Origin of the sequence: Spirillospora sp. NPDC000708 (assembly GCF_040299565.1) — a bacterium.
GTDB lineage: Bacteria > Actinomycetota > Actinomycetes > Streptosporangiales > Streptosporangiaceae > Spirillospora.
Map to the genome: position 1 here is coordinate 51393 of NZ_JBEPCJ010000033.1, position 22459 is coordinate 73851.

General features: G+C 74.7%; 19 protein-coding genes and 1 riboswitch. Of the genes, 11 read left to right on the forward strand and 8 right to left on the reverse strand.

The window, feature by feature from the left end; genetic code table 11:
* The first annotated feature begins 24 nt into the window (after nt 1–24).
* From ABT299_RS23555 to ABT299_RS23575, 5 genes are all read left to right on the forward strand, one after another.
* Complete coding sequence (locus ABT299_RS23555; protein WP_500252003.1) at nt 25–1119, forward strand: LLM class flavin-dependent oxidoreductase; 1095 nt, start codon at nt 25–27, stop codon at nt 1117–1119.
* Complete coding sequence (locus tag ABT299_RS23560; protein ID WP_500252004.1) at nt 1116–1709, forward strand: CE1759 family FMN reductase; 594 nt, start codon at nt 1116–1118, stop codon at nt 1707–1709. Before ABT299_RS23555 ends, ABT299_RS23560 begins: the two co-directional genes overlap by 4 nt.
* A gap of 71 nt (nt 1710–1780) precedes the next feature.
* Entirely contained in the window at nt 1781–2122 is a 342-nt protein-coding gene (locus ABT299_RS23565) for a metalloregulator ArsR/SmtB family transcription factor (protein WP_190866430.1), read from the forward strand.
* Nucleotides 2119–2751, forward strand: a complete 633-nt coding sequence (locus tag ABT299_RS23570; RefSeq protein ID WP_500252005.1) for an SRPBCC family protein — start codon at nt 2119–2121, stop codon at nt 2749–2751. Before ABT299_RS23565 ends, ABT299_RS23570 begins: the two co-directional genes overlap by 4 nt.
* Nucleotides 2752–2761: 10 nt before the next feature.
* Nucleotides 2762–4714, forward strand: a complete 1953-nt coding sequence (locus ABT299_RS23575; RefSeq protein WP_500252006.1) for a hypothetical protein — start codon at nt 2762–2764, stop codon at nt 4712–4714.
* A gap of 49 nt (nt 4715–4763) precedes the next feature.
* On the opposite strand, the gene cobN is transcribed toward ABT299_RS23575, so the two are convergent.
* Nucleotides 4764–8324: a cobaltochelatase subunit CobN gene (cobN, locus tag ABT299_RS23580; RefSeq protein WP_500252007.1), complete on the reverse strand. Its 3561-nt coding sequence runs from the start codon at nt 8322–8324 to the stop codon at nt 4764–4766.
* A gap of 96 nt (nt 8325–8420) precedes the next feature.
* A riboswitch (cobalamin riboswitch) is annotated at nt 8421–8591 on the reverse strand.
* Nucleotides 8592–8645: 54 nt separating this feature from the next.
* Between cobN and ABT299_RS23585 the strand changes: the two genes are divergently transcribed.
* The 4 genes from ABT299_RS23585 (at nt 8646) to cobJ (ending at nt 13060) form a co-directional block, all read left to right on the forward strand.
* Nucleotides 8646–9731, forward strand: coding sequence for a WD40 repeat domain-containing protein (locus ABT299_RS23585; RefSeq protein ID WP_500252008.1), 1086 nt, complete (start codon nt 8646–8648; stop codon nt 9729–9731).
* A gap of 61 nt (nt 9732–9792) precedes the next feature.
* The gene (locus ABT299_RS23590) at nt 9793–10941 is read left to right on the forward strand and encodes a ferredoxin-like domain-containing protein (RefSeq protein WP_387027072.1); all 1149 of its coding nucleotides are present in this window, start codon (nt 9793–9795) and stop codon (nt 10939–10941) included.
* On the forward strand, nt 10938–11558 hold the full coding sequence (locus ABT299_RS23595) for a precorrin-8X methylmutase (protein WP_190866442.1): 621 nt from the start codon (nt 10938–10940) through the stop codon (nt 11556–11558). Before ABT299_RS23590 ends, ABT299_RS23595 begins: the two co-directional genes overlap by 4 nt.
* Nucleotides 11558–13060, forward strand: a complete 1503-nt coding sequence (cobJ, locus tag ABT299_RS23600) for a precorrin-3B C(17)-methyltransferase (RefSeq protein WP_433249094.1) — start codon at nt 11558–11560, stop codon at nt 13058–13060. The genes ABT299_RS23595 and cobJ overlap by 1 nt, the downstream gene beginning before the upstream one ends.
* On the opposite strand, the gene ABT299_RS23605 is transcribed toward cobJ, so the two are convergent.
* The gene (locus ABT299_RS23605) at nt 13048–13836 is read right to left on the reverse strand and encodes a cobalt-precorrin-6A reductase (RefSeq protein WP_500252009.1); all 789 of its coding nucleotides are present in this window, start codon (nt 13834–13836) and stop codon (nt 13048–13050) included. The two genes, cobJ and ABT299_RS23605, sit on opposite strands and share 13 nt — an antisense overlap.
* 17 nt (nt 13837–13853) lie before the next feature.
* On the opposite strand from ABT299_RS23605, the gene ABT299_RS23610 reads away from it, so the two are divergent.
* Entirely contained in the window at nt 13854–14891 is a 1038-nt protein-coding gene (locus tag ABT299_RS23610) for a cobalt-precorrin-5B (C(1))-methyltransferase (protein ID WP_500252010.1), read from the forward strand.
* 38 nt (nt 14892–14929) lie between these two features.
* Here ABT299_RS23610 and cobM read toward each other — a convergent pair whose 3' ends face one another.
* The 4 genes from cobM to ABT299_RS23630 all read right to left on the reverse strand — a co-directional run bounded on the left by cobM (nt 14930) and on the right by ABT299_RS23630 (nt 18100).
* Complete coding sequence (cobM, locus tag ABT299_RS23615) at nt 14930–15670, reverse strand: precorrin-4 C(11)-methyltransferase (protein WP_190866446.1); 741 nt, start codon at nt 15668–15670, stop codon at nt 14930–14932.
* A complete protein-coding gene (cbiE, locus tag ABT299_RS23620) occupies nt 15667–16923 on the reverse strand; it encodes a precorrin-6y C5,15-methyltransferase (decarboxylating) subunit CbiE (RefSeq protein WP_500252011.1) in 1257 nt (418 codons plus the stop codon). Before cbiE ends, cobM begins: the two co-directional genes overlap by 4 nt.
* Nucleotides 16916–17326 carry a pyridoxamine 5'-phosphate oxidase family protein gene (locus ABT299_RS23625; protein ID WP_190866451.1) on the reverse strand — a complete coding sequence of 137 codons (411 nt, stop codon included), beginning with the start codon at nt 17324–17326 and terminating at the stop codon, nt 16916–16918. The genes cbiE and ABT299_RS23625 overlap by 8 nt, the downstream gene beginning before the upstream one ends.
* Nucleotides 17327–17392: 66 nt before the next feature.
* Nucleotides 17393–18100 (reverse strand): SIR2 family NAD-dependent protein deacylase, encoded by a 708-nt coding sequence (locus ABT299_RS23630; protein ID WP_500252012.1) that lies wholly within the window; start codon nt 18098–18100, stop codon nt 17393–17395.
* 114 nt (nt 18101–18214) lie between these two features.
* Between ABT299_RS23630 and ABT299_RS23635 the strand changes: the two genes are divergently transcribed.
* On the forward strand, nt 18215–19927 hold the full coding sequence (locus tag ABT299_RS23635; RefSeq protein ID WP_500252013.1) for an MFS transporter: 1713 nt from the start codon (nt 18215–18217) through the stop codon (nt 19925–19927).
* A gap of 125 nt (nt 19928–20052) precedes the next feature.
* Here the strand turns inward: ABT299_RS23635 and ABT299_RS23640 are convergent, their stop codons facing one another.
* Together ABT299_RS23640 and ABT299_RS23645 are read right to left on the reverse strand one after the other, a co-directional pair.
* Nucleotides 20053–21036, reverse strand: coding sequence for a hypothetical protein (locus ABT299_RS23640; RefSeq protein ID WP_500252014.1), 984 nt, complete (start codon nt 21034–21036; stop codon nt 20053–20055).
* A 190-nt stretch (nt 21037–21226) separates the two neighbouring features.
* Complete coding sequence (locus tag ABT299_RS23645; protein WP_387027058.1) at nt 21227–22327, reverse strand: DUF2637 domain-containing protein; 1101 nt, start codon at nt 22325–22327, stop codon at nt 21227–21229.
* Nucleotides 22328–22459: the final 132 nt, after the last annotated feature.

Sequence of the window (22459 nt, forward strand, 5' to 3'; positions counted from 1 at the left end):
AACTTCTACTACTTGGAGGCCGGTATGCAGTTCGGGATCTTCACGGTCGGCGACGTCACCACCGACCCGACCACCGGCCGGACCCCGTCCGAGGCCGAGCGGATCAAGGCGATGGTCGCGATCGCGCTCAAGGCCGAGGAGGCGGGGCTCGACGTCTTCGCCACCGGCGAGCACCACAACCCGCCGTTCGTGCCGTCCTCCCCGACGACGATGCTCGGCTACATCGCGGCGCGCACCGAGCGGCTGATCCTGTCCACCTCGACCACGCTGATCACCACGAACGACCCGGTGAAGATCGCCGAGGACTTCGCGATGCTCCAGCACCTCGCGGAGGGGCGGGTGGACCTGATGATGGGGCGCGGCAACACCGGGCCCGTCTACCCCTGGTTCGGCAAGGACATCCGCGACGGCATCCCGCTCGCCATCGAGAACTACCACCTGCTGCACCGGCTCTGGCGCGAGGACGTCGTCGACTGGGAGGGCAAGTACCGCACGCCGCTCCAGTCGTTCACCTCGACGCCGCGCCCGCTGGACGGCGCGCCCCCGTTCGTGTGGCACGGCTCGATCCGCAGCCCGGAGATCGCCGAGCAGGCCGCCTACTACGGCGACGGGTTCTTCGCGAACCACATCTTCTGGCCCACCGACCACTTCCAGCGGCTGATCGGCCTGTACCGGCGCCGCTACGAGCACTACGGGCACGGGTCCGCCGACCAGGCGATCGTCGGCCTCGGCGGCCAGGTGTTCATGCGGAAGAACTCCCAGGACGCCGTCCGCGAGTTCCGGCCCTACTTCGACAACGCGCCCGTCTACGGGCACGGCCCGTCGCTGGAGGACTTCACCCGCGAGACGCCGCTGACCGTCGGCAGCCCGCAGCAGGTCATCGACCGGACGCTGACGTTCCGCGACCACTTCGGCGACTACCAGCGGCAGCTGTTCCTGATGGACCACGCGGGACTGCCGCTGAAGACCGTCCTGGAGCAGATCGACATGCTGGGCGAGGAGGTCGTCCCGGTGCTGCGCAAGGAGTTCGAGGCGCTGCGGCCCGCGCACGTCCCGGCGACCGCGCCGACGCACGCCGCGCTGGTCGCGGCCAAGGAGAACGCGGAGGTGGCCCGATGACGACGCTCGCCGTGGTCTCGGCGGGGCTCGGGCAGCCGTCGTCCACGCGGCTGCTCGCCGACCGCCTCGCCGAGTCGGCCGCGAAGGCGCTCGGCGGCGACGTCGCCGTGGAGACCGTCGAGCTGCGCGACCACGCCCACGCGATGGTCGACGCGAACCTGACCGGTTTCCCGTCGGGGGAGTTCCGCACCGCCGTCCAGGCGGTGACCGGCGCGGACGGGGTGATCGCGGTGACGCCGGTCTTCAACGCGTCCTACAGCGGCCTGTTCAAGACGTTCTTCGACGTGATCGAGCGCGGTGACCTGGAGGGCAGGCCGGTGCTGCTCGGCGCGACCGGCGGCACCGCCCGGCACTCCCTGGCCATCGACTTCGCGATGCGCCCGCTGTTCGCCTACCTGCGCGCGAACGCCATGCCGACGGCGGTGTTCGCGGCGTCGGAGGACTGGGGGAGCGCCGAGAGCGGGCTGCCCGACCGCATCGCCCGCGCGGGCGCCGAGCTCGCCGCCGCGATCGCCGGGTGTCCCGCCGCCGCGAAGGCCGACCCGTACGACGAACCCGTCCCGTTCGAGGACCTCCTCGCCGGACGCTGACCTGCGGACCCGTGCCCGCCCTCATTGTTTAAGGCTTGGCTTATATAAGCCGAGGCCATATATTGAGGGCCGTGCACGCCTTCGATGTGCTGGGCGACCCGGTCCGGCGCCGCATCCTCGAACTGCTCGCCGACGGCGAGCGGTCCTCGGGCGCGGTGTCGTCGGTCGTCCGGGAGGAGTTCGGCATCTCGCAGCCCGCCGTATCGCAGCACCTCAGGGTGCTGCGGGAGGCGGGCTTCGCGGTCGTCCGGCCGGACGGGACACGGCGCCTCTACAGCGTCGGCACCGCGCCGCTCCAGGAGATCGACGCCTGGCTCGACCGCTTCCGCCGCTACTGGACGCCGCATCTGGACGCCCTGGCCACCGAGATCGCCAGGGGCCGGCGCGCACGCCGGACCGAGGAGGAACCATGATCGAAGTGACCGGGCAGATCAACGCCGTGCGCCGCCGCGTCGGCGAGCGCGAGATGGAGGCCGGCACCGCCCGCGCCGTCGTCATCAGCCAGACCTACGCCGCCCCCGTCGAGGACGTGTGGGACGCCGTCACCAACGTCGAGCGGATCCCGCGCTGGTTCCTGCCCGTCTCGGGCGACCTGCGCCCCGGCGGCCGGTACCAGCTCGAAGGCAACGCCGGCGGCACCGTCGAGCGCTGCGACCCGCCCAAGAGCTTCTTCGCCACCTGGGAGTTCGCCGGGCAGACCAGCTGGATCGAGGTGCGGCTGACGCCCGAGGACGGCGACCGGACCCGGTTCGAGCTGGAGCACATCACCCACGTCGACGACCACTGGGAGCAGTTCGGCCCGGGGGCCGTCGGCGTCGGCTGGGACATGGGCCTGCTCGGCCTCTCCCTGCACCTGTCGACCGGGAAGGACGTCCCGGCGGACCTCGGTCCGGAGTGGCAGGCGTCCGACGAGGCCCGCGACTTCATGACCGGCTGCGCGGAGGGCTGGTACGCCGCGGACGCCGCCTCCGGGACCGCCGAGGCCGACGCCCGCGCCCGCGCGGACCGCACCATCGCCGCCTACACCGGTTCCGTGGAATGATCTCCGTTCTGTGACGCTTCTCCGGGGTCTGGACGAGATCGACTGGTCCGCTCTGCGGCACGCCTACGGCTCCGCCGAAGACGTCCCCGGCCTCCTGCGCGCCGCCGCGGAGAACGTCGAAGCGGTGGACGGCCTCGACAGCCGGCTCTACCACCAGGGCGGATTCGTCTGCGACGCCGCCGTCGCCGCCCTGCCGTACCTGGTCGAGCTGGTCTCATCGCCGGACACGGCCTACCGGATCGGCCTCCTGGAACTGCTCGGACGGCTCGTCCACGAGGCGAACACGATCCCGCGCGTCGACGCCGGTTGGCCGGACGCCTGGGCCGCCGCGCTGCCACGGCTCCTCGCCCTGCTGGGCGATCCCGACGTCGCCGTCCGGCGGGAACTGACGAGCACCCTGTCGGCCGCCGTGAGCGACGCGGACGCGGTCGTCCCGGCGCTGCGCGCCAGGTGGGACGGCGAGGACGACGCGGCGGCGCGGCTCGGGCTCGCCCTCGCCGCGGGCGACCTGGCGCCCGGCTGCACGGTGGGCGTGCTGCCCGAGACGCTCCTCTGGCTCCGCGACCTGCGCACATCGGACGACCCGCAGCTCCGGCTCGCCGCCGAGACGGCGCTCTCGGCGGCGGTCGGAGCGCAGCGCCCGGACCTCGCCGTGGCCGTCGAGGCGCTCCGCGGCGACATCGCGGTCTGGCGGGACGTCCCGTGGGTCGGAGGGTCGAGCCCCGACCTCGTCTCGTACTTCGGCGGCGGCGCGGCCCGCCTGCTCGGCTGGATCGCGGGGCGGATCGAGGATGACCCGTCCGCGCGCCTCGACCTGTGCGCCGCCTTCCTCGGCGACGCCGATGCCGACCTCAGGATCGGCGCGGTACGCCTCGCCGCGCACCTGCTCAGCGAGCTGCGGTCGCCGGTGGAGCGCCTGCTGCCCGGCGTGTCCGCCCTCTGCGCCGACGCGTCTCCGGCGGCGCGCTCCTACGCCGTCCTCCTGACCGCGGGACTGGACGAGGGCGACCCCGACCTGCTCGCCGACCGGCTCGGCGACGGCGCGCCGCTGTCCCGGTACGGCGACGAGCGGGTCTCCGACCTCGCCGCATGGGGCCTCGCCTGGCGCAAGGACCCGCGCTGCGTCCCCTACCTGGTGGAACGGCTCGCGGGGACGCCGCCGATGGTCGACGCGTTCACGGGCTCGGTGCTGACCACCTCGCCGCCGTCCATCCTCCATTCGCTCGCCCCGCTGGGCGGGCACGCGGACGACCTCCTCCCCGCGATCCGGGCGCGGATGGACGGCGTCGACTCCGGCCGCACCCTCGCGCGGGTGCTGCAGGAGTGGGGGCCGCCGGCGGCGCCGGCGATGCCCGAACTCGTCCGGCTGCTCGACACCGAGGCGGCCGCGCAGGCCGCGATCGCGATCGGCGCGATCGGGCCAGCCGCCGCCGATGCGGCGGACGCGCTGTCCCAGCGCGGGGAGCACCGCGACGAGCGGATCGCGGGGCAGCGGAGGTTCGCGCTCCCCTGGGCGTTCTTCAAGGTCACGGGTGATCCGGCGCCGCTGCTCGAGGTCGCGGACGCCCTGCTCGACCAGCGGTACCCGGGCCGGGATCTGCGGTTCCTCGCCGATCTCGGTGCGCACGGCGCCGCTTACGCCGACCACTTCCGGATGCTCATGAAGTCCAGTGACGACTGGGCGCGAACGGAGGCGGCCAACGCCTACCACGGGGTCACCGGCGACGTGGACACCGCCGCGGACGTTCTGTGCGGCGCGGCGTACGACCTGGCGCGGGGCCAGTACCTGCCGTTCCGGTGGGCGGCGATGCGGTACCTGGCCGACATGGGGGGCGCCGTGCCCGGCGGCTGGGCGGTGCGCGAGATCCTCGACTCCGACCGGCGGCACCGCAACAACGGCGGGTGGCGGGGCTTCGCCGAGGACAGGGAACTGCGCGCGCTCGCCGCACGCCTCCTCGACTGACCCGCCCTGACTGCGCCGGCCGCCGCCACGGGACCCGGGCCGGCACCGCTCAGTCGGAATCCTCCAGGTCGCCTTCGACCTCCAGGTAGAGGCGCTTCAGGGCGTCCAGGGTGTCCTGTTCCGGGTGCTCCCACATGCCGCGGTCGGCCGCTTCGAGGAGCCGTTCGGAGATGCCGTGCAGCGCCCACGGGTTCGACTCGTTGAAGAACGCCTGGTTCTCGGCGTCGAGCGCGTACGTCCGCGCGAGCTTCTCGTACATCCAGTCGGCGACGACCCCGGCGGTCGCGTCGTAGCCGAACAGGTAGTCGACCGTCGCCGCCAGCTCGAACGCGCCCTTGTAGCCGTGCCGCCGCATCGCCGCGAGCCAGCGCGGGTTGACGACGCGCGCGCGGAACACGCGGGACGTCTCCTCGTCCAGCGTGCGGGTGCGGACGGCGTCCGGGCGGGTGCTGTCGCCGATGTAGGCCCTCGGCGCCTTCCCGGTCAGCGCCCGCACCGTCGCGATCATGCCGCCGTGGTACTGGAAGTAGTCGTCGGAGTCGGCGATGTCGTGCTCGCGGGTGTCGGTGTTCTTGGCCGCGACGCTGATCCGCCGGTAGGCGTTCTCCATGTCGCCGCGCGCCGGGACGCCGTCGAGGCCGCGCCCGTAGGCGTAGCCGCCCCACACCGCGTACACCTCGGCGAGGTCGGAGTCGTCGCGCCAGTTGCGGCTGTCGATCAGCGGCAGGATGCCCGCCCCGTACGCGCCCGGCCGCGACCCGAACACCCGCAGCGTCGCCCGCCGCTCGTCGCCGCCCTCGGCGAGGTCCGCCCGCACGTGCGCGCGGACGAAGTTCATGTCGTCGGGCTCGTCCTGGTCCGCCGCGATCCGCACGGCGTCGTCCAGCATCGCGACGGCGTGCGGGAACGCGTCGCGGAAGAACCCGCTGATCCGGATCGTCACGTCGATGCGCGGGCGGCCCAGCTCGTCCAGCGGCACCGCCTCGAGGCCGGTGACGCGGCGGGACGCCTCGTCCCACACCGGCCGGACGCCGAGCAGCGCGAGGACCTCGGCGATGTCGTCGCCGGACGTGCGCATCGCGCTGGTGCCCCACACCGACAGCCCGACCGACCGCGGCCACTCGCCGGTGTCCTCCCGGTACCGGTCCAGCAGCGAGTCCGCCATCGCGCGCCCGGTGTCGTAGGCGAGCCGGGACGGGACGGCCTTCGGGTCGACGGAGTAGAAGTTGCGGCCGGTCGGCAGCACGTTGATGAGGCCGCGCAGCGGGGACCCGCTCGGCCCGGCCGGCACGTACCCGCCGTCGAGGGCGTGCAGCACCATGCCGATCTCGTCGCGGGTCCGCTCCAGCCGCGGGACGATCTCCGTCGCGGCGAACCGCAGGATGTCCGCGACCCGCCCGTCCGCGACCCCTTCCGCGACCTGGGACGCGGCGGCCGGGTCCCAGCCGCGCTCCTCCATCGCGGCGACCAGTGCCCGCGCCCGCTCTTCCACGGCGTCGACCTCGGTCCGGGCGGCGCCGTCCTTCAAACCGAGCGCCTCGCGCAGGCCGGGCAGCGTCACCGACCCGCCCCACATCTGCCGTGCCCGCAGCATCGCCAGCACCAGGTCGACGCGCGTCTCCCCGGCCGGGGCGGCGCCGAGGACGTGCAGGCCGTCGCGGATCTGGACGTCCTTCACCTCGCACAGCCAGCCGTCCACGTGCAGCAGGAAGTCGTCGAACTCGGCGTCGTGCGGCCGGTCGTCCAGGCCGAGGTCGTGGTCGAGGCGGGCGGCCTGGATCAGCGTCCAGATCTGCGCGCGGATCGCGGGCAGCTTCGCCGGGTCGAGCGCCGCGATGTTCGCGTGCTCGTCGAGGAGCTGCTCCAGCCGCGCGATGTCGCCATAGCTCTCCGCCCGGGCCATCGGCGGGATCAGGTGGTCGACGAGCGTGGCGTGCGCGCGCCGCTTGGCCTGCGTGCCCTCGCCCGGGTCGTTCACCAGGAACGGGTAGACCAGCGGCAGGTCGCCGACCGCCGCGTCCGGCCCGCAGGACGCCGACATCCCGGCGGACTTGCCGGGCAGCCACTCCAGGTTCCCGTGCTTGCCGACGTGGACGACGGCGTCCGCGCCGAACCCGTCCGCGATCCACCGGTACGCCGCCAGGTAGTGGTGGCTCGGCGGGAGGTCGGGGTCGTGGTAGATCGCGACGGGGTTCTCGCCGAACCCGCGCGGCGGCTGCACCATCACGACGACGTTCCCGGACCGCAGCCCGGCGAGCACGATCTCGCCGTCCGGGTCGCGCGAGTCGTCCACGAACAGCTCGCCCGGCGGCGGCCCCCAGTGCCGCTCGATGCCGTCGCGCAGGTCCTGCGGGAGCGTCGCGCACCAGGCCCGGTAGCGCGCCGCCGGGATGCGGACGGGGTTGCCGGTGAGCTGCGCCTCGGTCAGCCAGTCGGGGTCCTGGCCGCCCGCCGCGATGAGCGCGTGCATGAGCGCGTCGCCCTCGCCCGGCAGCGCGTCACCGACGTCGTAGCCGCGCTCGCGCATCTCGGCGAGCAGCCTCACCACGCTGGCGGGGGTGTCGAGCCCGACCGCGTTCCCGATCCGCGCGTGCTTGGTCGGGTACGCCGACAGCATCAGCGCGACCCGCTTGTCCCGCGCCGGGACGTGCCGCAGCCGCCCGTGCCGCACGGCGATCCCCGCGACCCGCGCGGCCCGCTCCGGGTCGGCGACGTAGACGCTGAGGCCGTCCTCGTCGGTCTCCTTGAACGAGAACGGCACCGTGATGATCCGGCCGTCGAACTCCGGCACGGCGACCTGCGTCGCGGTGTCCAGCGGGGACAGCCCGTCGTCGTTGGCCTCCCACGCCGCGCGCTCGCTGGTCAGGCAGAGGCCCTGCAGGATCGGGACGTCCAGTTCGGCGAGCGCGCCGACGTCCCACGCCTCGTCGTCGCCGCCCGCGCCCGCGAACGCCGGCTTCGTGCCGCCCGCCGCCAGCACGGTGACGACCAGCGCGTCCGCCCGCCGGAGCGTGTCCAGCAGCTCCTTCTCGGCGGTGCGCAGCGACGCGCAGAACACCGGGAGCGCCCGCCCGCCCTTCGCCTCGATCGCCGCGCACAGCGCCTCGACGAACGCGGTGTTCCCGGCGAGGTGATGGGCGCGGTAGTACAGGACTCCGACGACCGGTCCCTCGTCCGACGTGCGCTCCCGCTCCAGCACGCCCCACGTCGGGGTGGGGGCCGGGGGAGCGAAGCCGAACCCGGTGAGCAGCACCGTGTCGGACAGGAAGGCGAACAGCTCGGCGAGGTTGCCGGGACCGCCGTGCGCCAGGTAGGCGTGCGCCTCGGCGCTCACCCCGGCGGGAACGGTCGACAGCTCCATCAGCTCGGCGTCCGGCGCCTGCTCGCCGCTGAGCACCACCACCGGGCGCGGGCCCGCGAGCAGCGCGTCGAGGCCCTCCTCCCACGCGCGCCTCCCGCCCAGCAGCCGCACCACCACCAGGTCGGTGCCGTCCACCAGCGCGGGCAGGTCGTCGACGGACGTGCGGGCCGGGTTGGCGAGCCGGAAGTCGGCGCCGCTCGCGCGCGCACTGAGCAGGTCGGTGTCCGAGGTGGACAGCAGCAGGATCACGCGGATCGCGTCCTCACCCGGGGTCCTCGCCCCGAATCGCAGGTCAGACAGTGCCTCCGCTGGGGGGCGGACCCCCAGACCCTCGGGCTTGCGCCGCAAAGGGGCGGAGTGGCGGCACGGAGTCTCCTGGCTCCCGGATCGGCGCTCGCCCCGGCCTTCCCGCTCGCACGGTGGCCTTCGGTGGGGTCCGCTCCCCGGTGACAGTGGCGGGACCGCGCCGGATTCGCACCGGCTTCCTCCTTTGTCGCCGCCCACACCCTAACCCGATTCCCGCCGCCCCGGCGCGCCCGGGGGCGCCGCCCGCCATGGGACGATCTTCCGATGCAGCGAGAGAGCGAGCCGGTCTCGTGGCGGATCCGGCGCTGGGCGGCGCCCGCCGCGCTGGCGGTCCTGGTCGGCGCCGCCATCGCCGCGGTCGGCGCGACCGTCGGCGGGGAGACCCCGCGGGAGGCGGCGGGCTTCCCGTACCGGACGCCGCGCTTCCTGCTCGCCGCGGGACGCCAGGGGACGTGGCTCGACGTGCGCACGATGCCCCGGACGGGCGCGCCCGAGCGACCGGTCGACGCGGTACGGCCGCCGGACTCCGCCGGCGCGGTGCAGGAGATCCTCGCCGGCCCGGACGGCAGGTTCGTGGTCGCCGCCTCGCGGAGCGACCCGTGCGAGACACGCCTCTTCCGGTTCCGGCTGACCGGTGACGGCCACGTGACCGGGCTCGCGCCGATGCCCGGCGGTACCACCCCCGCGCTGGTCGCGGGCCTCGCGATGAACCGCCGAGGCGACCGGCTCGCCTACACGACCGCGCCCTGCGCGCCGGAGCCGCCGCACACGCCGGGGTCCGCGGACCCGCCGCGCGCACTGGCGCCCGCGAGCCCGGCGCGCGCCGCGCTGACCGTGCTCGACACCGCGACGGGGAACCGCCGCACGTGGAGCGCGGCCGGGCCCTCGGTCGTCGGCGAGATCGTCTGGGCCCGCGACGGCCGGACGCTCGGCTACACCCTCGGCGACCTCGTTCCCGCGGCCGGGCAGGACGCCGCCGTCCAGAACGTCACCGTCCGCGCGACCGACACCCGCGACGGCGGATCGGGCCTGCGCGAGGGGCGGGTCCTGTTCCGCGCGCCGGGCGGCGTCTCGTCCGTCACCATGAGTCCGGACGGACGTTCCGGCTACGGGATGATGCGGAGGCCGGACGCCACCGTCCTGTTCTCCTTCACCGAGGGGAGGCCGATGCGGGTCACCCGCACGATCCCGCAGACGCCGGGCACGGGTGTCGGCTTCGTCCTCGTCTCGAGCGGGGAACCGCGTTATGCCTGCTTGAACGGCCTGGACGCATTCGGCAGGGCCATCGACGGGACGGTCCGGACGACCTTCTCGGGGCTCGGGCACTGCGACTCGGCGATGGCCTCCTGACCCGGCCCGCCGCCCGAGATCGCGTCGCCGGGGCCCTCGGAGCGGGCCTTAGGATCCTCGCGTGTCGACTTCGCGTTCCGGCCCGGACCGGTGTCCGGGGGCTCTGCGGGTGCACGCCGCCGCCGACGGGGGGCTGGCGCGCGTCCGGCTGCCCGGCGGCGCGCTGACGCGGCCGCGGCTCGACGCCCTCGCCGCCGCCTCGCGGGAGCTGGGCGACGGGTTCCTCGAACTGACGTCGCGAGCGAACGTGCAGATCAGAGGGCTCGCGGACGGGGCGGAGAGCGAGCTGAGCGAGCGGCTGCACGCGGCCGGGCTGCTGCCGTCCGCCGCGCACGAGCGCGTCCGCAACATCCTCGGCAGCGTGCTGACCGGGCGCGACGGCTCGGGGCTGCTGGACGCCCGGCCCGTCGTGGCGGCGCTGGACGCGGGCCTGTGCGCCGACCCGGACCTCTCCGGCCTGCCCGGCCGGTTCCTGTTCGCGGTCGACGACGGGCGCGGCGACGTCATCGCGCTGCGCGCCGACGTCGGCCTGTACGCGGTGGCGCCGGACGCGTTCGCCCTGGTCCTCGCCGGGACGGACAGCGGCCTGCGGGCGGCCCCGGAGGACGCCGCCGCCCTCGCGCTGGACGCCGCGCGCGCCTTCCTGCGCGTCCGGACGAGCGAGTGGCGGCTCGCCGAACTCGGCCGCGACCTCCCGCTGCCGGGGAGCAGGAGCGCACCCGTCCCGGTCCCGGCGGTCCCGTACCGGACGCCGCTCGGCGAGATCCCGCAGCGGGACGGGCGGACGGCGTTCTCCGGGCTGGTCCCGCTCGGCCGCCTCGACCCGGCCGGGCTGGGCGCCGCCGGGGAGATCATTGTCACTCCGTGGCGGGGCGTCGTCATTCCCGGCATCGCGGACATGTCACACTTCCCTGGCCTGGTCACCGGACCCGACTGGGCGGGGCTGACGTCCTGCGCGGGCCGTCCCGGCTGCGCGAAGTCGCGCACGGACGTGCGCGCGGACGCGGCGCGGGCCCGCCGGGCCGGAGGCGGCCTGCCGGTGCACTGGTCGGGCTGCGAGCGCCAGTGCGGGCGCCCCGCCGACCGGCACGTCGCGGTCGTGGCCGTCCCGGGCGGCTACGAGGTGCGGCTCGGCGACGAGGTCCGCGCCCGGTCCCACGACCTGACGGCGACGGCGGCGGCCGCCGCCACGACACGGAGGAGCGAGTGATCGACTACGTCCGCGACGGCGCGGAGATCTACCGGCGGTCGTTCGCGACCATCAGGGCGGAGGCGGACCTCGCGGGGCTGCCGGACGACGTCGCCCGGGTCGCCGTCCGCATGATCCACTCGTGCGGGATGACCGACCTGGTGCGCGACCTGGACCACGCGCCCGGCGTCGTCGCGGCCGCCCGCGAAGCGCTGCTGGCGGGCCGGCCGATCCTGTGCGACGCGCGGATGGTCGCGGCGGGCGTCACCCGCGGGCGGCTCCCCGCGGACAACGACGTGGTCTGCACGCTCGGCGACCCGCGCGTGCCCGCGCTCGCCGCGGAGCTCGGCACCACCCGCAGCGCCGCCGCGCTGGAGCTGTGGCGCGACCGCCTCGGCGGCTCCGTCGTCGCGATCGGCAACGCGCCGACCGCGCTGTTCCGGCTGCTGGAGATGGTCGCGGACGGCGCGCCCCGGCCCGCCGCCGTGCTCGGCATCCCGGTCGGGTTCATCGGCGCCGCCGAGTCCAAGGACGCGCTCGCCGCGTCCGGCCTGCCGTACCTGGTGGTGCGCGGGCGGCGCGGCGGCAGCGCGATGACCGCCGCCGCGATCAACGCCATCGCCAGCGAGGAAGAGTGATGACCGGACACCTGTACGGGGTGGGGCTCGGCCCCGGCGACCCCGAGCTGATCACCGTGAAGGCGGCCCGGCTCGTGGAGGGCGCGGACGTGGTCGTGCACCACGCGGCGCGGCACGGGCGCAGCATCGCCCGCCGCATCGCCGCCCCCCACCTGCGCGAAGGGCAGATCGAGGAAGCCCTGATCTACCCGGTCACCACCGAGCGGACCGACGACTACCGGGCCGTGCTGGAGGAGTTCTACGAGCGGTGCGCGGCGCGGCTCGCCGAGCATCTCGACGCCGGGCGCGACGTCGTGGTGCTGTGCGAGGGCGACCCGTTCTTCTACGGCTCCTACATGCACCTGCACAAGCGGCTCTCCGGCCGGTACCCGACGACGGTGGTGCCGGGCGTGACGTCGGTGAGCGCCGCGTCCGCCGAGCTGGGCCGCCCGCTGGTCGAGCGCGACGAGGTGCTGACCGTCCTGCCCGGCACGCTGCCGCCCGGCGACCTGGCGCGCCGCCTCGCCGCCACCGACTCGGCCGCCGTGCTGAAGCTCGGCCGGACGTTCGGCGGCGTCCGCGCGGCCCTGGACGAGGCGGGCCGCCTGGACGACGCCTGGTACGTCGAGCGCGCCACCACCGACGGGCAGCGGGCGCTGCCGCTGGCCGAGGTCGACCCGGAGACCGTCCCGTACTTCTCGGTCGCGATCCTGCCGAGCCGCGTGCACGAGCGGACGCGCCGCGAGCTGCCGGAACCCGCCGCGCCGGGGGAGGGGCGGGGCGAGGTCGCGATCGTCGGGCTCGGCCCGGCGGGCCGCGAATGGCTCACCCCCGAGGCGCAGGACGCCCTCGCCACCGCCGACGACCTCGTCGGATACGCCCCCTACCTGGCGCGGGTGCCCGCGAACCCCCGGCAGGAGCGGCACGCGTCCGACAACCGGGTCGAGTCGGAGCGGGCGGAGTTCGCGCTCGCGCTCGCCGAGCGGGGACGCCGCGTGGCGGTGGTGTCGTCGGGCGACCCGGGCGTGTTCGCGATGGCCGCGGCGGTGCTGGAGGTCGCCGCCGAGGACCGCTGGAAGGACGTCCCGGTGCGGGTCCTGCCGGGGCTGACCGCCGCGAACGCCGTCGCGTCCCGGATCGGCGCGCCGCTCGGGCACGACTACTGCGTGCTCTCGCTGTCGGACCGGCTGAAGCCCTGGGACGTCATCGCGTCCCGCCTCGCCGCCGCGGCGGCCGCCGACCTGGTCATCGCGATCTACAACCCGGCGTCGAGGACCCGGAAGGAGCAGGTCGCCAAGGCCCGCGACGTGCTGCTGGAGCACCGCTCGCCGGACACGCCGGTCGTCATCGGGCGCGACGTCGGCGGCCCCGAGGAGAGCGTCCGGGTGGTCCGGCTCGCCGACCTCGACGCGGACGGCGTCGACATGCGCACGCTGCTGCTGGTCGGCTCGTCGCAGACGACGGTCGCCGAGCGCGGCGACGGCCGCACGACCGTCTTCACACCGCGCCGCTACCCCTCATGAGCGGGCCGGTGCCGGTCGAGCCACGCGGCCGCCTCCTCGACCGTCGCGGCGATCGGGACGCCGTCCGGGGCGGGCGGCCGGTCGACCATGACCACCGGGATCCGCAGCGTCCGGGCCGCGGCGAGCTTGGCGGACGTCATCGCGCTGCCGCTGTCCTTGGTGACCAGCGCGTCGATCGCGTGCTCGCGCATCAGCGCCAGCTCCTCGCCGACGGTGAACGGGCCGCGCGCGAGGACCGTCTCCATCCGCGGCGGCAGCGGCGGCTCCGGCGGGTCGACGGACCGGACGAGGAACCAGCGGCGCGCGTCGCCCGCGAACGCGGCGAGGTTCTTGCGGCCGGTGGTCAGGAAGACCCGCTCGCCGGGCAGGTCCGCGGCGGCGGCCTCCAGCGATGGGACGCGCCGCCAGTCGTCGCCGGGGCCCTCCGTCCAGCCGGGGCGGCGCAGCACCAGCAGCGGGACGCCGGTCCGCTCCGCCGCGAGCACGGCGGACTCGGTCATGAGCGCGGCGAACGGATGCGTCGCGTCGACGACCGCGCCGATCCGCTCGTCGCGCAGCCAGGCCGCGAGCCCGTCCGGGCCGCCGAACCCGCCGATGCGGGTGCGGCCCGGCGGCAGGTCGGGGTCGGCCGTCCGGCCCGCCAGCGAGCTGATCACGTCGTAGCGGGGATCGCCGGCGAGGCGCCCGGCCAGCCGCCGCGCCTCGCCGGTGCCGCCGAGCAGCAGCACGCGCAGGGGCTCTTCCACGCGCGGGGTCTCTTCCACGGGCAGGGTCACGCCACCAGGGTATTGCCGTGAGCGATCTCCGTTACGGCTGGACGACCGGGGCGTGCGCGACGGCCGCGACCAAGGCGGCGCACGCCGCGCTGCTCACCGGCGAGTTCCCCGACCCCGTCGAGATCACGCTGCCGAAGGGGCAGACGCCCGCGTTCGCGCTGGCCGTCGAGGAGCTCGGCGACGGGTTCGCGACGGCCGGGATCGTCAAGGACGCGGGCGACGACCCCGACGTCACGCACGGCGCGCTCGTCCGCTCGACCGTCCGGCCGGGCCCGCCCGGCGGCGGGGTGGTGTTCCGCGCGGGACCGGGCGTCGGCACCGTCACGCGCCCCGGCCTGCCGCTGGAGGTCGGCGAACCGGCGATCAACCCGGTGCCGCGCCGGATGATGCGCGAGGTGCTCGGCGGCGCCGACGTCATCGTGGAGATCTCCGTCGACGGCGGCGAGGAGCTGGCGCGCCGCACGTGGAACCCGCGCCTCGGCATCCTCGGCGGGCTGTCGATCCTCGGCACGACCGGCGTCGTCGTCCCGTACTCGTGCTCGGCGTGGATCGACAGCATCCGGCGCGGCGTGGACGTCGCCCGGGCCATGGGACGCGAGCACGTCGCGGGCGCGACCGGCAGCACGTCCGAAAGGGTGGCCGCCGACCTGTACGGCCTCCCGGAGGACGCGCTGCTCGACATGGGCGACTTCGCCGGGGCCGTGCTGAAGTACCTGCGCCGCCACCCGGTGCCGAGGCTGACGATCGCGGGCGGCGTCGGCAAGCTCGCCAAGCTCGCCGCCGGCCACCTCGACCTGCACTCCAAGCGGTCCCAGGTCGACTTCGAGGTCCTCGCCGGAATGGTCGGAGACCCGGAGACCGCCGAGCGGGTGCGGGGCGCGAACACCGCGCTGGACGCGCTCCAGATCTGCCAGCGTGCCGGCGTCCCGCTGGGCGACCTGGTGGCGGCCCGCGCCCGCGAGACCGCGCTGACCACCCTGCGCGGCGCGCCCGTGGCCGTCGACGTCGTCGTCATCGACCGCGCTGGCACGATCGTCGGCCGCGCCGGCCCCTGACCCCGCTCAGCTTCTGATCCGCGCCGCGGTGAACGCGCTCAGCGGCGGCGGGCGGCGGAGTAGAGGTGGCTGTCGGTGAAGTTCTCGGCGGTCAGGACCCGGCCGACGATGATCACCGCGGTCCGCTCGATGCCCGCCTCGCGGACCTTCGCGGCGATGTCGGCCAGCGTGCCCCGGACGACCACCTCGTCCGGCCGGGACGCGTAGGCGACCACGGCGACCGGGCAGTCCGCGCCGTAGTTCGGGACCAGCTCGTCCACCACCGGCCCGATCCGCTGGACGGCCAGGTGCAGCACCATCGTCGCGCCGCTCCGGCCGAGCGTCGCGAGGTCCTCGCCCGGCGGCATCGGCGTCGCCCGCGCCGACGTGCGGGTCAGCACCACGGTCTGCGCCACCTCGGGGACGGTCAGCTCCCGGCCCAGCGAGGCCGCCGCCGCCGCGAACGCGGGCACGCCCGGCGTCACGTCGTACGGCACGCCCGCCGCGTCCAGCCGCCGCATCTGCTCGGCCATCGCGCTGAACACCGACGGGTCGCCCGAGTGCAGCCGCGCCACGTCCTGCCCGCGCCCGTGCGCCGCGACGAGCTCGGCGACGATGTCGTCCAGGACCATGCCCGCCGTGTTCACCAGGCGCGCGCCCTCCGGGCACCACCCCAGCACCTCCGGCGGGACGAGGCTCCCCGCGTACAGGCACACCGGCGACGCCGCGACCAGGTCGCGGCCGCGGACGGTCATCAGGTCGGCGGCGCCCGGCCCGGCGCCGATGAAGTGCACGGTCACCGGCCGTCCCCCCGCGTCGCGGCCCACTGCGTCACCGGCATCATCGGCCGCCAGCCGGTGAACCCGCCGACCGCCCCGGCGCGCCCGATCTCGATCCTGGTCAGGTCGCCGCCGAGCCGCTCGCGCGCCTGCGTCACCACCCGCTCCGACTCGATCGTGACCGCGTTGACGACCAGCCGGCCGCCCGGCCGCAGCGCCTCCCAGCACGCGTCCACCATTCCGGGCGCGGTGACGCCGCCGCCGATGAACACCGCGTCCGGCGCGCCGAGGCCCGCCAGCGCGGCGGGCGCCTCCCCGACGACGACCCGGATCCCCGGCACGCCGAGGGCCCGCGCGTTCGCCTCGATCCGCGCGGCGCGCAGCGGCCGCTCCTCGATCGCGATCGCCCGGCACGAGCGGTGCGCGCGCATCCACTCGATCCCGATGCTGCCGGCGCCCGCCCCGACGTCCCACAGCAGCTCGCCCGGCACCGGCCCCAGCCGCGCCAGGGTGATCGCGCGGACCTCCCGCTTGGTGATCTGCCCGTCGTGGTCGTAGGAGTCGTCCGGCAGCCCCGGCACGACCGGCGTCCCGGGCCCCTCGCAGCGGATCGCCACGACGTTCAGCGCGCCCGGATCGTCCGGGACGGGGCCGACGCGCTCGTCCTCCGCGCCCAGCCGCTCCAGGACGGTCACCTCGCTGCCGCCGTAGCCGCGCTCGTCCAGCAGCGCCGCGACCTCGGCGGGCGTGTCCGCGTCCGCGCTCAGCACCAGCACCCGCCGGCCCGGCGCCAGCACCGCGCCCAGCACCGACAGCGGCCGCCCGACCGTGCTCACGACCTCGGTGTCCTCGACCGGCCAGCCGAGCCGCGCGCACGCCAGCGACAGCGACGACGCGTGCGGCACCACCCGCACCCGGTCCGCGCCCAGCAGCCGGACCAGCGTCGTCCCGACCCCGTAGAACATCGGGTCGCCGCTCGCCGCGACCGCGATCCGGCGGCCCCGGTGCGCCTCGAACAGCGTCGGCAGCCCCGGCAGCATCGGCGACGGCCACAGCGCCCGCTCGGCGTCCAGCGCCGGCAGCAGCCCGAGCTGCCGCGGCCCGCCCATGATCACTTCCGCCTTGCGGAATGCGTCCCGGGCGGGCTCGGTGAGGCCCTCCCAGCCGTCCGCGCCCATCCCGACGACCCAGACGTCCGGCGCCGCCGGCGCCTCCTCCGGGACGTCCTCACGCAGGTCCGCCCGCAGGTCCGGCCGGGTGATCCCGTCAGACATTGCCCAGCACCCGCCCGACCGCGATCTCGATCACGACCCGCCGCGGGTTGGCGCGCGGCGGCTTGTACCGCTCGGCGTAGCGGCGCTCGGCGTCGGCGACGGAGGCGGCGTCCGTCCTGAGGACGGCCCGGCCCTCGACCGTGATCCAGTGCCGGCCGTCCACCTGGCTCACCGCGGCCGGCAGCCCCGCCGCGCCCGCGGCCCGCACGTGCCGCGCCTTCGCCGAGTCCGCCGAGGTGATCACGCGCACCAGCCCGGCGTCGGCGTCCAGCGTCGCGCCCACCGGCACGGCGTGCGGCGTGCCGTCCGGCCGGACGGTGACCAGCGTGCACACCCGCCGCTCCCGCCAGAACTCCCGCACCCGCTCGTCGTCCAGGCTCAGCCGGTGTCGTGTCCCCTGCATCTCGTCCTCTCGTCCGGGTGAGCAGCAGGATCCCAGAAACCGGCGGCGGTTCGCGCGCCGGGCGGGTCAGGCGGCCGCCAGCCGCGCGCACAGCGCCGGGACGGCCTCGCCGATCGGCTCCCGGACGACCTCGTCGGCGAGGTCGTCGTAGGGCGTCGGATCCCGGTTGACGATGATCAGCCGGGCTCCGCACTCGGCCGCGACGGCGCACAGCCGCGCCGCCGGGTCCACGGTCAGCGAGCTGCCGATGGCCACGAACACCTCCGAGGCGCGGGCGATGTTCCCGGCCAGCGACAGCACGTCCGCGTCGAGGTACTGGCCGAACAGCACGACCGACGGCTGCAGCACGCCGCCGCAGGCCGGGCAGGACGGATCGTCCTCGCCGCGCGCCAGGACGTCGGCGGTCGCGTACCCGGCATGGCAGCGCAGGCACGACGTGGTGGCCATGCTGCCGTGCAGCTCCAGCACCTTGCGGGGCGTCGAGCCGGCCTTCTGGTGCAGTCCGTCGACGTTCTGGGTGAGGATCCGCACGGCCGCGGCCTTCTCCAGGCCGGCCAGCGCGCGGTGCGCGGCGTTGGGGCGGGCGCCCGCGTGCAGGTCGAGCGTCCGCCAGAAGCGGCGCCTGGCCTCGGCGTCGTTGACGAAGTGCTTGCGGGTGAAGAGGCGGGCCAGCTCGGGGTCCCGGGTCCACACCCCGGACGGGCCCCGGTAGTCCGGAATGCCTGAGTCCGTGGAGATTCCTGCGCCGGTCAGCACGGCGATGCGCTCGGCCATGGGGGAGAACGTACGGGCCGGATGGTGACAGGGTCGACCCGTTTTCCGCGCTGGCGGACATATGCCGTCATATGATTAGTTAGCGCAAGAAACTATCTCTGGGGAGGGGAGCGCGTGCCGACCAAGCACTATCCGTGGATCGCGCTGAGCAACACGACGCTGGGCATGCTGCTCGCGACGGTCAACTCCTCGATCGTGATCATCTCGCTGCCGGCCATCTTCCGCGGGATCCATCTGAACCCGCTGGAACCGGGCAACGTCAGCTACCTGCTGTGGATCCTGATGGGCTACATGCTCGTCTCCGCGGTCCTGGTGGTGACGCTCGGCCGGCTCGGCGACATGTTCGGCCGCGTCCGGATGTACAACGCCGGCTTCGCGGTCTTCACGGTCGGGACGATCGTGCTCGGGCTGGACCCGCTGCACGGCGGCGCCGGGGCCGTCTGGCTCATCGCCTGGCGCGTCTTCCAGGGCATCGGCGGCGCCATGCTGATGGCCAACTCCGCCGCGATCCTCACCGACGCGTTCCCGGCCGGCCGGCGCGGCATGGCGATGGGCGTCAACCAGGTCGCCGGCATCGCGGGCAGCTTCCTCGGCCTCGTCGCCGGCGGCCTGCTCAGCGAGGTCGACTGGCGGCTGGTGTTCTTCGCCTCCGCCCCGATCGGGCTGATCGGGACCGTCTGGGCCTACCGCAGCCTCGTCGAGACCGCCACCCGCGCCGTCCGCGCGCGGATCGACTGGATCGGGAACGCGACCTTCGCGGTCGGGCTGACCGCGCTGCTGGCCGCGATCACCTACGGCATCCAGCCGTACGGCGGGCACGACATGGGCTGGACGAACCCGTGGGTGCTGGCGGGCGTCATCGGCGGCGTCGTGGTCCTCGCGGTCTTCTGCTACATCGAGACCAAGGTCGACGAGCCGATGTTCCACCTCGACCTGTTCAGGATCCGCGCGTTCGCGGCCGGGAACGCGGCCGGGCTGCTCGCCGCGGTCTCCCGCGGCGGCATGCAGTTCATGCTGATCATCTGGCTGCAGGGCATCTGGCTGCCGCTGCACGGCTACGACTACGAGGACACCCCGCTGTGGGCCGGCATCTACCTGCTGCCGCTCACCCTCGGGTTCCTGGTCGCCGGGCCGATCTCGGGCCACCTGTCCGACCGCCACGGGGCCCGCGCGTTCGCCTCCGGCGGACTCATGCTGTCCGCGCTGGCCTTCCTCGGCCTGCTGCTGATCCCGACCGACTTCGACTACCGGGTCTTCGCCCTGCTGATCTTCCTCAACGGGGTCGGCTCCGGGCTGTTCGCCGCGCCCAACACCACCGCGATCATGAACTCGGTGCCGGCCGGGCAGCGCGGCGCCGCGTCCGGCATGCGCGCCACCTTCATGAACGCCGGCATGGTGCTGTCGATCGGCGTGTTCTTCTCGCTGATGATCGCCGGGCTGTCGAACTCGCTGCCGAGGACGCTGACCGGCGGGCTGACCTCGCACGGCGTCTCGCCCGACGTCGCCGCGCAGGTCGGCCGGACGCCGCCGGTCGGCACGCTGTTCGCCGCGTTCCTCGGCTACAACCCGATCCAGAACCTGCTGGAGCCCTTCCACGCGCTGGCGCGGCTGGCGCCGCACGACGCCGCCACGCTGACCGGCCGGTCGTACTTCCCGCACCTGATCGCCGACCCGTTCCACCACGGCCTGGTGATCGTGTTCAGCATGGCGATCGCGATGTCGCTGATCGCGGCGCTGGCCTCGCTGCTGCGCGGCCGCCGCTACGTCCACGACGACACGGCGGCGGACGCCCCGGAGCCGGTGAAGGCCGGTAAGGACGCCTCGTGAGCCGCGGAGTCCGCGGAGAGGACCGTCCTCCGCCCGGCGGCCGCTGACACGGCCGCCCCGCACAGCCCCGCCCCGGAACCCCCCGGCCGCCTCCCGCGGCCGGGGGGTTCCGCCGTGCAGGCTGGTTACCCCTTCGCGGGGTCGGTGCAGGAGCCGGTGGCGGTGGGGCTCGGTGCGGGCGCCGGGTCCCGCTCGGGGAGGCCCGGACCCGTGCGGCGCAGGTTGTGCGTCCTCATCACCGACTGCAGGTCGGGGTTGCCGTCGCGGCCGTCGGCGTCGGCGAGCGCGGGGCACGCCCAGGCGTCCTGGCGGCCCCACGAGTAGCTGATGTCGAACGCGGGCCTCGGGACGAGCCGGTCCCACCGGGTGAGGATCGCCTTCATCTCGCCCGCGGCCGGCAGCCGCCAGTTCTTCTCCCCGTCGCTGCAGGACTGCCCGAACGTCTGGAACACCGGCACGATCATCTTCCGGGTGAACCCGGCCCGGGTCGCCTGGCCCACCATCGTGTCGATCGCCTTCAGGTCGCACCCGTCGTGCCCGGAGCGGCACGGGTAGGGGTCGAGGCCGATCAGGTCGAGGTGGGTCTCCGACGGCTTCAGCGGGGCCATCGGCCAGTCCGTCAGCGACGCGAACGCCTTCTGGCCGGGCGCGTACCGGTGCACGATGTCGGCGCGCCGCCGCAGCTCGCCGGCGATGCCGGGGCACTGGTCGGGGTTCGGCTCGTCCGACAGGTACCAGCCGTACACGCGGTCGTTCCCGGCGAACCGCTTCACCGTGTCGGCGAACGCCGACGTGCTGTTCTGCTGGAAGTCGCCGCAGGTGGTGTTGCCGACCCACAGCAGCGCCCGGCCGCCCTTCGGCAGCGAGGCGATCTCTCCGGCGTCGGGGTCCACGTCGAACAGGTCGTAGCCGAGCGCCGCGGCCTTCGCGCGGTCGCCCGCCGGCATGTTCAGCGCGGCGTGCAGGGTCCCGGTGGCCAGGGCTCCGGCGGCCCGGGACGCGGCGGCCGGGCGGGCGGCGGCGTCGCCGGCCGACGGGGCGAGGAGGTAGCCGGTGGCGGCGCCGCCGAGGGCGGCCGCGGCGGCCACCGCGAGGAGTCGCGTCTTCATGAGGTCTCCCGGCATCGCTGATGCGGCATGGGCATGAGATGCGCGTCCAGCGTCGCACGGGAACGGCGCAGATCACCGGGAAACCGTCCGCGGGCCGCGATGACCCCGGAAACGGACGGGACCGGCCGCCTTTACGGACGGCCGGTCCCTGGACGAGCGGTGCGCTCGCGGTGCCGGTGGTGCGGGAGGGTCAGACGCGCCAGGAGCGGACGAGCTCGTCCAGCGCCGCCTGGTCGTAGACGATCCCCTGGTCGCCCAGCTCCTTGGCGACCAGCTCGCCGTCACCGTGGTGCTTGGCCAGCAGCCGGTACACCGCGTAGGGGAACCAGTGGTTGTCGCTGATCCGCCGGATCTCGGCCTCGTCGCAGCTGTAGCCCTCGGCGCGCACCTCGGCCAGCGTCGCGGCGATGTCGCCGTGCCGGCGTTCGAGGACGTCGATGACGATCGTGCGCAGGTTCTCCGGGTCGGGGGCCGGGCCGGTCTCCTCGTGCGGGACGCCGACCGCGCTGCGGCCGTTGAGGCTCCCGCGCGCGGCGGCGCTGACCACGGCCATCTCCGGGTCGGGCGCGGGCTCGGGCTCGCGCGGCGCGGCCGGGGAGGCCGCGGTGGAGGACGGCGCCGGGGCGGCCGCGGGCTCGGCCTCGCGGGTCGCGGCGGCGGAGCCGTTCGCCGAGCCGTTCGCCGTGCCCGACTCGATCGCCTTGCCGGAGTGTCCGGGCACCTGGATCTGCGGGAACGGCCCGGTGTTGCGCAGCGGCATCAGCGTGATCTGCTGCAGCGTGACGGGGCCGGCGATGGCGCGCGGCGCGGGCTCGGCGGCCTTCGGCTCCTCCTCCTCGTCGGATTGGCGCGAGACGTACCGGTGGAGTGTTCGCAGCAGGACGAACAGGCCGAGCATCGACACGATCGGCGGGACCGCGGCGGTCGCCTGGTAGGAGAACGACCGGTGCCCGACGTGCCCGACGTTGAAGATGAGGCTGGCCGTCCAGCCCGCGAGGGCGATGGCGAGCGGCAGGAAGAAGTCCAGCCAGCTCATCATGTCGCGGCGGCGCAGCACGAAGGCGTCGACGGCGAGCAGGAAGAGGCCGAGTTCGCCCACGATGATGAAGAGGTCGACCAGCAGCGGGAACGAGTCGGCCTTCCATCCGCGCAGGCCGTGTTCCAGTGCCCAGTGGTAGAGACCGGCGTAGGACTGGGCGAAGCCTCCCGCGGTCGCGGTCATGACCGCGATCGCCATGAAGGCGATGGCCCCCCACCGTGTGATGACCTGTACCCGGTTGGCAGCGCTCATGCGGCAGGTGCTCCAGATTGTCTTACTTAACCAAATGTGATCGGTGGGAGACTATCCATTCCCTGCGCGTTTCGTGGGGGATTCCAGTTACGTCTGTGTACCGGTCGGTCCCCGCCGGACCCGCGGGACGGA

Bases quoted from the DNA above. Each gene is read 5' to 3' on its own strand.
- ABT299_RS23570 (WP_500252005.1), top strand. From the start codon at position 2,119: ATGATCGAAGTGACCGGGCAGATCAACGCCGTGCGCCGCCGCGTCGGC.
- ABT299_RS23625 (WP_190866451.1), bottom strand. From the start codon at position 17,326: ATGCAGGGGACACGACACCGGCTGAGCCTGGACGACGAGCGGGTGCGG.
- ABT299_RS23560 (WP_500252004.1), top strand. From the start codon at position 1,116: ATGACGACGCTCGCCGTGGTCTCGGCGGGGCTCGGGCAGCCGTCGTCC.
- cobJ (WP_433249094.1), top strand. From the start codon at position 11,558: ATGACCGGACACCTGTACGGGGTGGGGCTCGGCCCCGGCGACCCCGAG.
- ABT299_RS23585 (WP_500252008.1), top strand. From the start codon at position 8,646: ATGCAGCGAGAGAGCGAGCCGGTCTCGTGGCGGATCCGGCGCTGGGCG.
- ABT299_RS23555 (WP_500252003.1), top strand. From the start codon at position 25: ATGCAGTTCGGGATCTTCACGGTCGGCGACGTCACCACCGACCCGACC.
- ABT299_RS23640 (WP_500252014.1), bottom strand. From the start codon at position 21,036: ATGAAGACGCGACTCCTCGCGGTGGCCGCCGCGGCCGCCCTCGGCGGC.
- ABT299_RS23630 (WP_500252012.1), bottom strand. From the start codon at position 18,100: ATGGCCGAGCGCATCGCCGTGCTGACCGGCGCAGGAATCTCCACGGAC.
- cbiE (WP_500252011.1), bottom strand. From the start codon at position 16,923: ATGTCTGACGGGATCACCCGGCCGGACCTGCGGGCGGACCTGCGTGAG.
- ABT299_RS23645 (WP_387027058.1), bottom strand. From the start codon at position 22,327: ATGAGCGCTGCCAACCGGGTACAGGTCATCACACGGTGGGGGGCCATC.